At 53.5% G+C, this 13107-nt stretch carries 13 protein-coding genes; all 13 read right to left on the bottom strand.

Annotated elements, in window-relative coordinates:
* Window positions 1–63: 63 nt before the first annotated feature.
* Window positions 64–999, bottom strand: a complete 936-nt coding sequence (locus ACZOWY_RS05360) for a glycosyltransferase (protein WP_484393715.1) — start codon at window positions 997–999, stop codon at window positions 64–66.
* Between the two features lie 74 nt (window positions 1000–1073).
* Window positions 1074–1856, bottom strand: a complete 783-nt coding sequence (locus tag ACZOWY_RS05365; protein ID WP_484393585.1) for a glycosyltransferase family 2 protein — start codon at window positions 1854–1856, stop codon at window positions 1074–1076.
* 294 nt (window positions 1857–2150) lie between these two features.
* Window positions 2151–3440, bottom strand: a complete 1290-nt coding sequence (locus tag ACZOWY_RS05370; RefSeq protein WP_484393587.1) for a nickel-dependent lactate racemase family protein — start codon at window positions 3438–3440, stop codon at window positions 2151–2153.
* A 129-nt stretch (window positions 3441–3569) separates the two neighbouring features.
* A complete protein-coding gene (locus tag ACZOWY_RS05375; protein ID WP_484393589.1) occupies window positions 3570–4238 on the bottom strand; it encodes a V-type ATP synthase subunit D in 669 nt (222 codons plus the stop codon).
* A gap of 3 nt (window positions 4239–4241) precedes the next feature.
* Entirely contained in the window at window positions 4242–5639 is a 1398-nt protein-coding gene (locus ACZOWY_RS05380) for a V-type ATP synthase subunit B (RefSeq protein ID WP_484393591.1), read from the bottom strand.
* Entirely contained in the window at window positions 5632–7404 is a 1773-nt protein-coding gene (locus ACZOWY_RS05385) for a V-type ATP synthase subunit A (RefSeq protein ID WP_484393594.1), read from the bottom strand. Before ACZOWY_RS05385 ends, ACZOWY_RS05380 begins: the two co-directional genes overlap by 8 nt.
* A gap of 11 nt (window positions 7405–7415) precedes the next feature.
* Complete coding sequence (locus ACZOWY_RS05390; RefSeq protein WP_484393597.1) at window positions 7416–7745, bottom strand: V-type ATP synthase subunit F; 330 nt, start codon at window positions 7743–7745, stop codon at window positions 7416–7418.
* 14 nt (window positions 7746–7759) lie between these two features.
* Complete coding sequence (locus ACZOWY_RS05395) at window positions 7760–8752, bottom strand: V-type ATPase subunit (RefSeq protein WP_484393599.1); 993 nt, start codon at window positions 8750–8752, stop codon at window positions 7760–7762.
* 1 nt (window position 8753) lies between these two features.
* Window positions 8754–9362, bottom strand: coding sequence for a V-type ATP synthase subunit E (locus ACZOWY_RS05400; protein WP_484393600.1), 609 nt, complete (start codon window positions 9360–9362; stop codon window positions 8754–8756).
* Between the two features lie 17 nt (window positions 9363–9379).
* On the bottom strand, window positions 9380–9856 hold the full coding sequence (locus ACZOWY_RS05405; RefSeq protein ID WP_484393601.1) for a V-type ATP synthase subunit K: 477 nt from the start codon (window positions 9854–9856) through the stop codon (window positions 9380–9382).
* Window positions 9857–9893: 37 nt separating this feature from the next.
* The gene (locus tag ACZOWY_RS05410) at window positions 9894–11753 is read right to left on the bottom strand and encodes a V-type ATP synthase subunit I (protein ID WP_484393603.1); all 1860 of its coding nucleotides are present in this window, start codon (window positions 11751–11753) and stop codon (window positions 9894–9896) included.
* Window position 11754: 1 nt separating this feature from the next.
* A complete protein-coding gene (locus tag ACZOWY_RS05415; protein WP_484393604.1) occupies window positions 11755–12060 on the bottom strand; it encodes a hypothetical protein in 306 nt (101 codons plus the stop codon).
* Between the two features lie 232 nt (window positions 12061–12292).
* Window positions 12293–13090, bottom strand: a complete 798-nt coding sequence (gene murI, locus ACZOWY_RS05420; RefSeq protein ID WP_484393606.1) for a glutamate racemase — start codon at window positions 13088–13090, stop codon at window positions 12293–12295.
* Between the last annotated feature and the right edge of the window lie 17 nt (window positions 13091–13107).

A 13107-nucleotide genomic window follows, 5' to 3' on the forward strand; every position in this document is an offset into this window, starting at 1 on the left:
CATGTACGATCCTGAAACTCCCGTGACAGAATCAGGTTCTCCATCATTTACTTCTTTAATGCTTCAACACTTTTTTATTTTCTTAAATCCTGCCGATAAAAAAGCATATAACTTGTAAACCGGAATACAGTACTGATAACAATACATAAGAAATCTGTGTTTTGGTTTAAGATGAGAGATTAACCGGGAAAGATTATGAGTTTCTATAAAACCGGTCACATCCAGATATTTATCCGAAGTACGGCTTTCATTAACTGCATAAAAAGCAGTCAATGTAGACAATGCCGTTTCCAATGCCAGGGCTTTACATCTTTCCGCACATTCTAATTGGTGTTGTTCGGCAAAATCTGCCCTTTCCTTATAACCGCAAAAGCAATCGTATCTCCCTTTACTATTAAAAGATGTATTCGTGATAGAATCTTTTCTTTTTATATAATAATAGAGAGGCTTGCAGAGATAATTGACTTTTTTTGCCCGATCCATAAATTTGTAAACAGTTGCAACGTCCTCATAAACCCGTCCTGCGGGAAAACGTATATTTCCAATTATTTCTCTTCTGTAAATTTTATTCCAGACAGCGTTATCTATCGTACCATCTAATATTCCATTGACTGCTTCTTTATGGTCAAGAAACTTGTCTTTTTCATATATGGGGCTCCTAAACGTTTTTATCCCATTTCTAACAATATAGGTATCGGCAAAAACAATATCAGATTGATTGGCGTCCATGCACCGAAGCATTCTTTCGTACATATCCGCACAGATTGCATCATCACTGTCCACAAATCCCACGATTGCACCCCGGGCAATATCGATACCCTGATTTCGCGCGTTACTGACTCCTGCATGTTTTTGATGGATAACTCTCACACGAGAATCTGACAACGCATATTCATCACATATTTTTCCACATCTGTCAGTTGAGCCATCATCTACTAATATTAATTCAAAATCGGTAAAGGTCTGTTTTAATATGGAATCAATACTTTTCGTACATATTTTTCAACATTGTAAACTGGCACAATAACAGACAATCTCGGACTCTGCAATTACTAAACCTCCGAAGAAAACAGTTATTTTATAAATCCGTTTCCGTTCATTCTTTGTATTTGATATAGCTTCAGATACTTTAACATGGTATAGGAAAAATACATACAGCTCAGGCATATCCCCATCCAGCCATCCAGAAAACCGCGGCGCAGGATCAGCGTACTGATCAAACTTCCGACGCCGTGTAACAACGCAACCGGCAATGATGTGCGCCTGCCTCTGTTATATGCTTCTTCCGCCCATATAGATGAGTACCGGCTCATCTTTTCTTCCCACTCCTGCCAGTCCCGGTAGGTATAGTGTTCAATATGCCCGAGCAACTTTTCCAAAGGAAGGTCACTTTCCGGACGTTCGTGGACTTTTCCCACCCATTTTACACTTTTGCGAGGAAACAGGCGGGTTACCCAGTCAGGATACAGGGGACCGTAACTGAATTTTTTCCCGAATGCTACGGACTTCCGCTGCATTCTGTACTGTTTCTTTCCGCCTGCTTCTGACGAATTGGCTGAAACAACTTTTTTTACAGCGCGCGCCAGCTCATCATTCATGCGCTCATCCGCATCCAGATACAGCACCCAGTCCGCTTCTGTCTGTGACAGGGCAAAATTACGCTGGGCGGCAAAATCATTGTCCCAGGCGCGGAATACCACCCGGGCGCCATTTTTCTTTGCCAGTTCCACCGTCCTGTCCGTACTGCCGGAGTCCACAACCAGCACTTCGTCTGCACACTGCCAGGCATTTTGGACGGCGGCTTCTATGTCGTTTTCTTCATTTCTTGTTAAGATGATTATACTTAATGAGCGCATCTTTTTTAGGCAAACAACCAAACATACTGTGTTTATGGTTCATAGCACAGCAGACTTCACTGGAAGCTGTGTAAATTTCCTGATAGCAGGAAAACTAAATTTATCTATTTATTATACCATAATCTATTGCCTATTACACGTAATAAAGGAAAATATATTATAACACCAAAAAAGACTGCATAGAAAGCATGTTTCAACAGCATCTTTGCAGTCTTTTTATTATTATAATACATATTATAACACATTTTGGCTGTTTTGGTTACTAACAGCGTAAAAATTTATGCAGATTTTTTCTTACCCTTCCACCAGCGGCACGGTCAGGCTGCCGGTCGGCATCAGCACTACGCTGTAATCCTTGCCTACATACTTTTCCGCGGCGGCCAGGGCTTCTTCCACGGTATCCACAGCGCCGTCAAAGAGCATGTCTTTCGCCATCTGGCGGTCCAGGGCGGTTACTAAAATGAAATGCGCTTTCTTGAAGAGGCGGGTCACTGCGTAGGCCTTGTTGGCCCCAATGACGAACCGGTCTTTGATTTCTTTTTCAATGGCGTCGATGCTGCCCAGACGGCGGCAGGTTTCTTCCAGTACTGCGCTGCCGCTGCCTTCCTCGCATTCCGCCAGCAGGATCACCACGCCGCCCTGCCGGCAGGCCAGTACGGCATTGTCCATGGTCTTCTGCATCTGGTATACGTTGATATCTTTCGGGTAGCCGCCGCAGGAGGCGATGACCACGTCCGCCTGCTTCGGAATCTTTACGCCGTAGACCTGGTCTACGAACTTGCAGGCTTCTTTATGGGCCACGATATAATCGCCGGCGAACATGCGCAGGAAACGGTGTTCCGCGTCCAGGATCGCGTTGAACAGGAACACGCTGGTGCCCCGTTTCTTCATGGCTTCCGCCCACATGGCCACGCCTTCCATCTGGTCGTCGTAGACAGGGTTGCCATCCATGGCGCCTAACCCAGCCCGCGGATCCAGCATGAAGCTGTGGTTGTGGCGCACGGTCTCCATGGCAGCGCAACCCGGCAGTACGGCCTTACGGCCTCCGCCATAGCCGCTGAAATAGTGGTGTACGATGGTGCCTGTCAGGATGATGTGGTCGCTGTGGCAGATCCGTTTGTTGATCAGCACCGGGGTAAAACGGCTGGTGGTTCCGAAATATTCAAATTCTTCCGCGATCTTGGCGTCGCTGTTGTACATTTTCAGGCGGCCGGCGACTTCCGCGCCCACGCCTTCCACCATCTCCTCGTGGGTCATGAGGCGGTGGGTCCCCAGGCTGAACACGATCTGCATGTTTTCGTCGGGAATCCCCAGCTTGTTCAGTTCATTCACCAGCACCGGCATAAAGTCGAAGCTGTTGGCCACCCGGGTGGGGTCGTTGCAGATGAAGGTTACTGTCTGGCCCGGTTTGATGATCTTGTCAATGGGTTCCGTGCCGATGGGATGGTAGATGGCGTCCAGCACACCCTGCTGCACGTCTTCCATCACCGGGGTCTCCGGCATGCGGATCTCTTTGATTACTTTACTTTCATCCAAAGAAAAGGTTTTGGTGCCTCTGCCATAGTGGAACGTAAATTCTTTCATACAGCGCCTCCTTTTATAAAACATATTTGTATCAGTTCTGTTGTTATTATTTTATCAAAAAATGGCTGCAAAAGATAGTTAAAAATCCGTTACCGGCGTTATTTCCGGTAACGGATTTCAGGATACAGTTTATCCGGCCTGTTTGGCGGCTCTTTCAGCCTGTGCCTTTGCCTCCTGCGCGGCCATCATGTCTTTGGCCTTCATGAGGCGTACGGTACTGGCGCGCTCGTTCTCGGCCAGCTTCATGGTGATAAACTTGATATTGGTCTGCATCTCGGGGATCATGACGTATTCCAGCGCGTTTACACGGCGGCGGGTCTTTTCGATTTCATCCGCCAGCAGGTTGCAGGTTTTTTCCACTTCCGCCAGTTCCAGCAGCTTGGGCAGCAACGCTGAAAGCTCAACGACCGCGTTATCCAGCGAACTGGACGTAAAGGTGAAGGCATAGGGAATTTCCGTAGCCTCTTCCCCGCCGGTAAACTTGATGGTGGGAACGTCCACGCTCATTACGTTATGCATGCCTACTTCGTAAACAGCCGCGCGGGCCGGATAGAGCAGGGCCTCGCTGATCCGTAGGGCGCCCATCTGGGCCTTCGCCAGGGCAAAACGGGTGGACACGCCCTGCAGGGCCTTTTCCACTTCCAGGCGCAGCGCGTGGTTACGGCGAATGTGCAACATAAACTGACGGACCATTTCATCCCGCTTATCCTTCAGCAGCTTATGGCCGCGGACGGCAGTTACCAGGCGTTTTTTCAGCCTGGTAAGCTCCATTCGGGTCGGGTTAACTTGGGTTGCCATCGATTATTCCCCCTCGTTATCCTCTGTAGCAGCAGGAACATAGTATTTGTCCAGATATTCGTCACGGATACGTTTCAGCTCGCTGCGGGGCAGGATGCCCAACAGTTTCCAGCCCAAGTCCAGCGTCTCGATGATGCTGCGGTTGGTTTCGTAACCCTGGGAAACGTATTCCTTTTCAAAAGCGTCGGCGAACTTCGCGTACAGCTTATCTACCTTGGAGAGGGCAGCCTCGCCGAGGATGGTGGCCAGTTCTTTCGCCTGCTTGCCCTGGGCATACGCGGCGAACAGCTGGTTCATGGTGTCGGCATGATCTTCCCGGGTCTTGCCCTTGCCTACGCCCTTATCTTTCAGACGGGACAGGGACGGCAGTACGTCGATGGGCGGTGTGAGGCCCTTGCGGTACAAATCGCGGGACAGGATGATCTGCCCTTCTGTAATATACCCGGTCAGGTCAGGGATCGGATGGGTCTTGTCATCTTCCGGCATGGACAGGATCGGGATCTGGGTAATGGAACCCTTCTTGCCTTTGATACGGCCGGCCCGTTCGTACATGGTCGCAAGGTCGGTATACAGGTAACCGGGATAGCCGCGGCGGCCGGGCACTTCTTTACGGGCTGCGGATACCTCACGCAGGGCATCGGCGTAGTTGGTGATATCGGTGATGATGACCAGTACGTGCATGCCCAGTTCATAGGCAAGATATTCGGCAGCGGTAATGGCCATACGCGGGGTAGAAATACGTTCTACGGCCGGGTCGTTGGCCAGGTTGATGAACATAACGGCACGGGCCAGCGCACCGGTGCGGTTAAAGTCTTCCATGAAGTAGTTGGCTTCTTCGAAGGTGATACCTACGGCCGCGAATACAACGGCGAAGCCTTCGCCGGTACCCAGTACCTTGGCCTGACGGGCGATCTGCGCAGCCAGCTGGGCATGGGGCAGACCGGAGCCGGAGAATACCGGCAGCTTCTGGCCGCGGACCAGGGTGTTCAGTCCGTCGATGGCGCTGACGCCGGTCTGGATGAATTCGGCAGGATAGTCGCGGGCAGCCGGGTTCATGGGTTCGCCGTTGATATCCCGGTATTCGTCGGGAATGATATCCGCGCCGCCGTCGATGGGACGGCCCATCCCGTCAAACACACGGCCCAGCATGGCCGGGGATACGCCCAGGCGCACGCCGTGGCCCAGGAAACGGGCCTTGGCATCGTCAATCTTCAGACCCTGGGAGCTTTCAAACAGCTGAACCAGCGCCTTGTCGCCGTCGATAACCAGCACCTTGCCGCTGCGGATTTCGCCGTTAGCCTGCTGGATCTCCACCAGTTCGTCGTATTTGACACCCTCGACCTGGTCAACCAGCATCAGGGGGCCGACGACCTCGCGAATCGTCTTGTAATCTTTACGCATCGAGTTCGCCTCCCTCTGTCAGTGCTGCAAAGGCAGCATCCAGTCTCTTGGCGATTTCGCCAAATTTTTCCACGCGCTCTTTTTCGGTAATGTATTTCATACGGCCGATCTCCTCGCGGACCGGCATATCGATCAGCTTATCCAGATGTACATGCTGCGTCAGGGCGGCTTCCGCCTTGTCGTACCAGGTCAGGATCAGCTTCATCATGTCATGCTGCTTCTCCAGGGAAGTGTAGGTATCCACTTCGTGGAAGGAGTTCTGGTGCAGGAAGTCCTCGCGTATGGAGCGGGCGCATTCCAGCGTGATGCGGTCCTTGAAGCTCAGGGCATCCACACCTACCAGACGCACGATTTCGTTCAGTTCCGCTTCCTCCTGGAGGATGTTCATCATCTTGGTGACCATCCCGGCCCAGTCGGGGGATACGGAGGTGTTGTAGTAGTTCCGCAGGCGGTCGCTGTACAGGGAGTAGCTCTGCAGCCAGTCGATCGCCGGGAAATGACGGGCATAGGCCAGGGCTGCCGACAGGCACCAGAACACCTTGACGATACGCAGCGTAGCCTGGGATACCGGTTCGGAAATATCACCGCCGGGAGGGGATACGGCCCCGATAGCGGAAACCGCGCCGGTCCGCTCTTCGCTGCCGATACATTTTACGATGCCGGCCCGTTCGTAGAATTCGGCCAGACGGGAGCTCAGGTACGCAGGATAGCCTTCGTCGCCGGGCATTTCTTCCAGACGGGAGCTCATCTCACGCATGGCTTCGGCCCAGCGGGAGGTAGAGTCTGCCATGATGGCTACCTTGTAGCCCATGTCGCGGAAGTATTCCGCAATGGTAATACCGGTATAGATGGACGCTTCACGGGCCGCAACCGGCATATCGGAGGTGTTGGCAATCAGCACGGTACGCTTCATCAGAGGCAGGCCCGTACGGGGGTCGCTCAGTTCCGGGAATTCCATCAGAACGTCGGTCATTTCGTTGCCGCGTTCACCGCAGCCTACGTAAACGATGATATCCGCGTCAGCCCACTTGGCCAGCTGGTGCTGGATAACGGTCTTGCCGCTGCCGAAAGGACCCGGTACGGCTGCCACACCGCCCTTGGCGATGGGGAAGAGCGCGTCTACGACGCGCTGGCCGGTAACCATCGGTTCCGTCGGAGGCAGTTTTTCCTTGTAAGGACGGCTGCGGCGCACAGGCCAGGTCTGGAGCATCGGATACTCCGTCACGTTGCCGTCTTTATCCTTGATCTTGTAAACGGGGTCCAGAATGGTCGCCTCGCCATTGAACACCCATTCCACGGTGCCTTCCTTACGGGGGGGCAGCATGATCTTGTGCAGTACGGCCGGGGTCTCCTGGACCACGCCGATGACGTCGCCGCCAACCACATGGTCACCCACATGCACTTTCGGTTCAAATTTCCATTTTTTCTCACGGTTCAGCTTGGGAACCTCCACGCCGCGGGTGATACGGTCGCCCGCTTTGTTGTACAGCACGTCCAGCGGACGCTGGATGCCGTCGAAGATACCCTCGATCAGTCCGGGAGCCAGCTCCACGGACAGGGGGGAACCGGTTGATTCTACCGGCTCGCCGGGCCCCAGGCCTGCCGTTTCCTCATATACCTGAATGGAGGCCATGTCGCCCCGCAATTCAATTACCTCGCCGATCAGATGCTTCTCGCTGACACGGACCACGTCATACAGTTCTACGTCACCCATGCCGCTGGCAACGATCAGCGGGCCTGATACTTTTACTATAGTTCCACTCATCGGCTATTTACCTACCCTTCCTTGAAAAGAATGTCTGCGCCCACAGCCTTTTCCACATTGCCCTTCAGCCTTTTCATGCCCAGCCCCAGGCTGCCCTTGGCGGACGGAATGGGGATAATGGCAGGAAATGTCGCAGTAGTGTAATAATCGATCGCCTCGGGTACCAGCTGTGCGGCCTCTTCGGTGATGTAAATTACTGCATACCCTTTATCCGCCAGTTTATGTATCCGTTTTTCTATCATGGGAGCCTGTTCCTCGTAATACACATCCAGACCGATAGCCTTGAAGATCATTACGGAACCAGGATCGCCAATCACCGCGATTTTTCGTTCTTTCTTCATTGATATCCGCCTTTCTATGCGTACAGTTCAGGCAGCTCGTAGTCGAAGCCGCCCCGCTTGGCCCCGAAGATGACTCTGAGCGCCTTGGCTTCCGCCTCGCGGCCCATGAGGTACCCAATGATCGGACCCAGAGAAAACATATCCCATTTCACACTGCGCAGAACATTCATCAGCGCCGTTTCCATTTTTCGTTTCAGAACAGATGCATTGCCGGTGGAAACATATTCCTCTACACTCTGGGAAATCAGTTTTCCGTTTTTGCCTCTGTTGAATTTTGCCCCCAGCTGTTCCATGGGGGTATCCATCCCCTCCAGGAACACGGTGTGGTCTATTTCCCCGCCATCCAGAAGCATCAGACGCAGTTTGTCCACGTCCCAGTTCAGGAGCCTTGCCCTGATCACGCTGCGGGCGTTCTGGAAATCCGCCTGCAGGGAGAAGTAATCCCGGACAAAGCTGCGGTCGTTCTTCTTATCCAGCACGCTCTTGATATGACGGAACATGGCTCTGTCAATCTCGGCACTGAATTTTAGGGAATCGATCCCGCGGGCCAGATCAGCCTCAATTTTGTTCATGGTGTTGCGGTAAGCGTCGGGCAGGGCATCGTAGTTGGCACTGGCCACGCACTCCTTGAGCTGTTCCAGTGGGAAGGAACCACCGTCGATCAGCACGTCGGGAGCTTCCACTCCCAGAAGGCGTGCCTTCAGCAGTGTCTTCAGATTATGGCCGTCCACTTCCAGCAGGAAGAGACTGGTCAGTTCCGGGGCGGGAGTGACCTCCCACACCACCTTCCTGGATATCTGCAGCTGCTCGCGGATGACATAGTCAATTTCTTCCGAAGCAAGCTGTTCGGGGGTCAGGGAACCGCCGTAGCCGGTCTCCAGAAGCAGCGCCAGCGACTCCTGAAAAGAACCTGCCTCATAGATACGCCTCAGCTTGGCCGCGTCCAGCATTTTCGTAGAAAGCTGGCTGATGCGGCCCACCGCGTATTCGTAACTTGCCTGCGGCATGTTATTTCACCTCCGCAGGGAAGAGCATATCCGCCACTTCCTTTTCAATACGGGTGCGGACATCCCTCAGAATCGTTGCAAAGGATCCGTCGAAATCACTTGTCTTTCCTTGCAGGAGGATCCCGCCGGCAAACTTCGCTGCCTCGTCCGACAGCGTCAGTCCGCCCTGCTTGCCTGCCTTGACCAACGCTGCATTCAGTCTGGTCAGGAAGCCTCCTTCGTATTTCGCCCGGTCTGCCGCCGGCACACAGAGTTTTTCCGTACCGGTTTCCGCGGACTTCACGACGATGGAGGTAATGAGCTGCTCCCATTTTTCCTCCGGCATCGCGGCGACCGTTTCTTCCGCCTTGGCAAACGCTTCCTCCAGCACCTTGCGCTTACTGTCCAGCGAGTTCTTTCTGGCTTCCAGTTCGGCGATCAGGATCTGGCGGCGGGCTGCCTCATCGGCATCGGCCGCGGCCTGGGCATTGATTTCTTCTATTTTCACCTTTGCAGCAGCTGTTATTTTTTCAGTAGAGGCAGCAGCCTTTTTCTTAGCGGCATCCACGATCTCCGCCGCTTCCCGGGCGCCTTCTTCCTCTATCTTGAGAATAATCTTGTTTGCTGCCATCGGTCTACCTCCCTATGTCAGAGCTTTACGCCGTTAACCATGATGAAGGAGATGAGCAGGGCCAATACTGCGTAGGTTTCAACCATAGCGGCCAGGATGATGCCCTTACCGGTTTCTTCCGGGCGTTTTGCGCACAGGTAAATGCCGGATGCGGCAACCTTGCCCTGGTAAATACCGCTCATCAGGCCGCCGATGGCCATCGGCAGGCCGGCGCAGAACATGGCGAGGCCCTGGTCTGTGGTCAGGTCCTTAACATTGCCGTCAATAACGCCCAGGTTCAGGACGATAATGAACGCAATCAGTAATCCGTAAATACCCTGGGTACCCGGCAGAGCCTGCAGTACGAGGACGTTACCGAACTTTTCCGGATCCTCGGATACGACACCGGCGCCTGCCTGACCGGCAATACCTACACCCACGGCACTTCCTACGCCGGCAAACCCGGCGGCAACTGCTGCACCTGCAAACGCAAGGGCTGTTCCTAAAGTAATCATAACTAACTGCCTCCTTAAATTTCGTTTATAAAAATTTTTATTTGGTTACGTTCATGTACTTGGTCCTAATCGCCAGGGGAACGAATGCTTTGCCGCCGGCTTCATAGAACTTGCCGAAGAACTCGATGTACTGCAGACGGCTGCTGTGTACGAATGCGCCCAGTACATTGATGATGATATTGAAAACGTGTCCTCCCAGGAGTACCAGTACGGCCACTGCCGTGCCGACCGGTCCCGCCTCCATGAGCATCTGCGCGATGGTATTGATGACCATGGCGATAACGCCCGTTGCCAGGCCCAGTGCAAAGAGCCTGGAGTAACTCAGCAGATCGCTCATGTATCCGCTGATGTTGTAAAGGGACAGGAGACCTCCCATCAGTTTGCCCAGGATCCCCTTCTTGGCGCGGCCGCCTGTCAGTACGATAATGGCAGCACCTGCGATAGCCATATACTTGCCGACCGGACCCGGTAAGAACGCCATGCAGAAGAACCCTGCGAACATGATCAGCCAGCTGATTTCATCGCAGAAGGCCCCGATGACATCCCCGTCCCGGACGAGCATGTAAGCCTTGAGCAGCATGCCGCAGACCAGGTGCAGGGCGCCCAGTCCGAAGCACAGGGCCAGCATCTTCAGCGGTTCCTTCATGGGCACGAAGAGCAGCGGATGCAGCTCCAGTCCGAACCAGCCTCCGAACAGCGCTCCCCAGATGATCGTGGAGATGCTTCCGAAGAAGATGACCATGGCCAGTTTGCCGCCAAACCCCTGGGGTTTGACCAGCTTCATGGCAATCAGCAGACCGATCGTGAGCACCAGGCCGTAGCCTGCGTCCGAAAGCATCATGCCGAAGAAGATAAAGTGGAACGGCGCCATCAGGAAATCCGGGTCAATGCTGCCCGCCTGGGGCCTGGAATACAATTCGATAACTGATTCATAGGGCGATACGAAGGCATTGTTTTCCATCTCTGTCGGTGGAATCTCTCCCTCCGCCGGATCGCTGAACTCGATCTGGTAAGCATCCGTCACACTCCGGATGGCCCTCTCAACCTGGACGGTGCGGTCCTTACGAACCCAGCCTTCCATATAAAACGTCTTTTCCGTCTCCACGCCGCCGTTGGCCAGGCGTTCCTCCTTGGCCATCAGCTGGTCGTAATACAACTGGAGCTCGGCCTTGCTTTCGGCAATTTTCTTGGCTTCTGCTTCCAGTTCGTCGGCGCGTAAGTTCTTCACCCGGGCTGCCTCCGTGAGATCGACGGTAATCTCCGAGACCAGTCCCGTGCGCTTGGGAAAGACTACATCGGCAAAGTCATGCGCTTTGAGGAAATGTTTGAGCTGTGCCGCATCTTCTTTCAGGCAGAAGATCAGCATGGCACGCCCCTCCGGTGCTTCACGCAGCACGACGGGTTCGGCCGCCAGCCCCTTGATATCCTCCAGAAACGCTTCCTTTTCCAGTTCCGGCAGGTAGCCCGCGAAATAGTCGCTGGTGCTCGTAGGAGCCAGCTGTTCCAGCGGGATGTCCAGATCGATCCACGGTTGTAAGGCATCTACCTGGCTTGTCATGGTGGACGCCTCGTTTCGGAGGGACATGATCTTACCGGAAAGTTCCTCAACCTGGTCTGCCAGGGCTGAGCCTTCCTTCGATTCACGGAGGAAGGAATCATAGGAAACCGGAAGACGGGAGGCGAACATGGAATCTTTTTTCCCGTGCAGGTCAACAAATTTCAGGGCATCTTTTGCCTTGGCAATCTGGTCACCCACCTTGTCCGCTCCTTCGAGCGCCGGGGTCTTTTCGCCTTCCGAAATGAGCATGATGTTGCCGTCTTTCTGCAGCGCAAGCAAAATGGCGTCTCGGTCTTCCTTCAGCGCGAAGAGCGTCGCCTTTTTCATTGCAATCAGCATACTAAACCACAACCCTTTCTACAATGTAAGCTACAGCATCTGGAAGCTTCTCTTCCGCGGCTGCCGCCAATGCGCGGTCGGCTCTGGCCCGCTCTGCGATCAGGTCTTTTGCCTGGACCTTGGCATGTGCTTCGGCCTTGGCAACAGTATCCTTTGCAGCGGCACGGGCTTCGGTGATCATGGCAGCGGCCTCACGGTTGGCTGCCTCCTCCGCGTCCCGCAGAAGATTGCGACTGGTCAGGGCAGCTTCTTTCTTCGCCTGTGCGGCAGCAGCCTCAGCCGCCTTGATTTCATCCAGTATGGACATTCACAACTCACCACCTTTGTAACTTTTATATTTTTATTTCATTGAAGCCAAAAGGAATTATGGGCATAGTCGCCCTACCCTATAACTAACTTCTATATTATACCACTTTTTCCTGCTGTTGAAAATAAAAACGTACAAAAAGGGAAAAAAACTAAAACTGATTCTTATTAAAAGTTAAATGCCGGGAACCATTACGGGGCGTTCCGGAAACCAAAGTTTAGGGAAACGCTGATCAAACAAGTTCTATCCTCTTAAATTCACAGGTTTCCAGATTCAGCATGCGCTCTGCCAGGAGTTTTCCCTTACCCACATCGCCGGTAAAGCACACAGTACAGCTTCCCTGTCCTTCTGTCCGGAGCAGACCGCGCTGCTCCAGCTCTGCTTTCGCCTGCATCGCCGTTGCCTCCGCCGGGTCGATGATGGTTACCCCCGGCCCGAAGGCTGCTTCCAGATACTCTTTCACGAAAGGATAGTGGGTGCAGCCCAGAATCACGGTATCCACCTCTTTTGCCTTCAAAGCCTCCGCATATTCAGCAATGGCCGCTTCCAGTTCCGGACTGCCAAACCGGTTTCCTTCAATCAGCGGGACAAATTTTGTACAGCCTACCCCGTAGACCTCTGCGGCAGGGTCCGCCGCCCGGATTTCTTTACGGTGCGCCCCGATCCCGACGGTGAAGTCCGTGGCCATCAGGCCGATATGCTTGTTCTTGGTAGTCTTCAGCACCAGCTCCGCGCCTTTGGACATACCGATCACGGGGAAGGAATGGGTGCCCCGGATCACATCCGTTCCCAGCACGGTGATGGTATTACAGGCCGCCACCAGCTGTTTGATGCGTTTTTTCTCCAGCCAGTCCGTCATCTGCGCCACAAATGCGGTGATGGTTTCCCGGCTGCGGGTTCCGTACGGTGCCCGGGCCGTATCCCCCAGATATAAAAAAGTTTCATGGGGCATGGCCTTCTGCAATGCACGCAAGACGCTCAGTCCGCCTACCCCGGAATCAATGACGCCGATCGGCTGGTTTTTATCCATGATATTCTCTCCGGAAT

This window comes from Succiniclasticum sp. (genome assembly GCF_056977735.1).

Excerpts from the sequence above, each read along its gene's own strand:
- ACZOWY_RS05375 (WP_484393589.1), bottom strand. The coding sequence starts at position 4,238 with ATGGCAACCCAAGTTAACCCGACCCGAATGGAGCTTACCAGGCTGAAA.
- murI (WP_484393606.1), bottom strand. The coding sequence starts at position 13,090 with ATGGATAAAAACCAGCCGATCGGCGTCATTGATTCCGGGGTAGGCGGA.
- ACZOWY_RS05405 (WP_484393601.1), bottom strand. The coding sequence starts at position 9,856 with ATGATTACTTTAGGAACAGCCCTTGCGTTTGCAGGTGCAGCAGTTGCC.
- ACZOWY_RS05390 (WP_484393597.1), bottom strand. The coding sequence starts at position 7,745 with ATGAAGAAAGAACGAAAAATCGCGGTGATTGGCGATCCTGGTTCCGTA.
- ACZOWY_RS05370 (WP_484393587.1), bottom strand. The coding sequence starts at position 3,440 with ATGAAAGAATTTACGTTCCACTATGGCAGAGGCACCAAAACCTTTTCT.
- ACZOWY_RS05410 (WP_484393603.1), bottom strand. The coding sequence starts at position 11,753 with ATGCTGATTGCAATGAAAAAGGCGACGCTCTTCGCGCTGAAGGAAGAC.
- ACZOWY_RS05400 (WP_484393600.1), bottom strand. The coding sequence starts at position 9,362 with ATGGCAGCAAACAAGATTATTCTCAAGATAGAGGAAGAAGGCGCCCGG.
- ACZOWY_RS05365 (WP_484393585.1), bottom strand. The coding sequence starts at position 1,856 with ATGCGCTCATTAAGTATAATCATCTTAACAAGAAATGAAGAAAACGAC.
- ACZOWY_RS05395 (WP_484393599.1), bottom strand. The coding sequence starts at position 8,752 with ATGCCGCAGGCAAGTTACGAATACGCGGTGGGCCGCATCAGCCAGCTT.
- ACZOWY_RS05380 (WP_484393591.1), bottom strand. The coding sequence starts at position 5,639 with ATGCGTAAAGATTACAAGACGATTCGCGAGGTCGTCGGCCCCCTGATG.
- ACZOWY_RS05385 (WP_484393594.1), bottom strand. The coding sequence starts at position 7,404 with ATGAGTGGAACTATAGTAAAAGTATCAGGCCCGCTGATCGTTGCCAGC.
- ACZOWY_RS05415 (WP_484393604.1), bottom strand. The coding sequence starts at position 12,060 with ATGTCCATACTGGATGAAATCAAGGCGGCTGAGGCTGCTGCCGCACAG.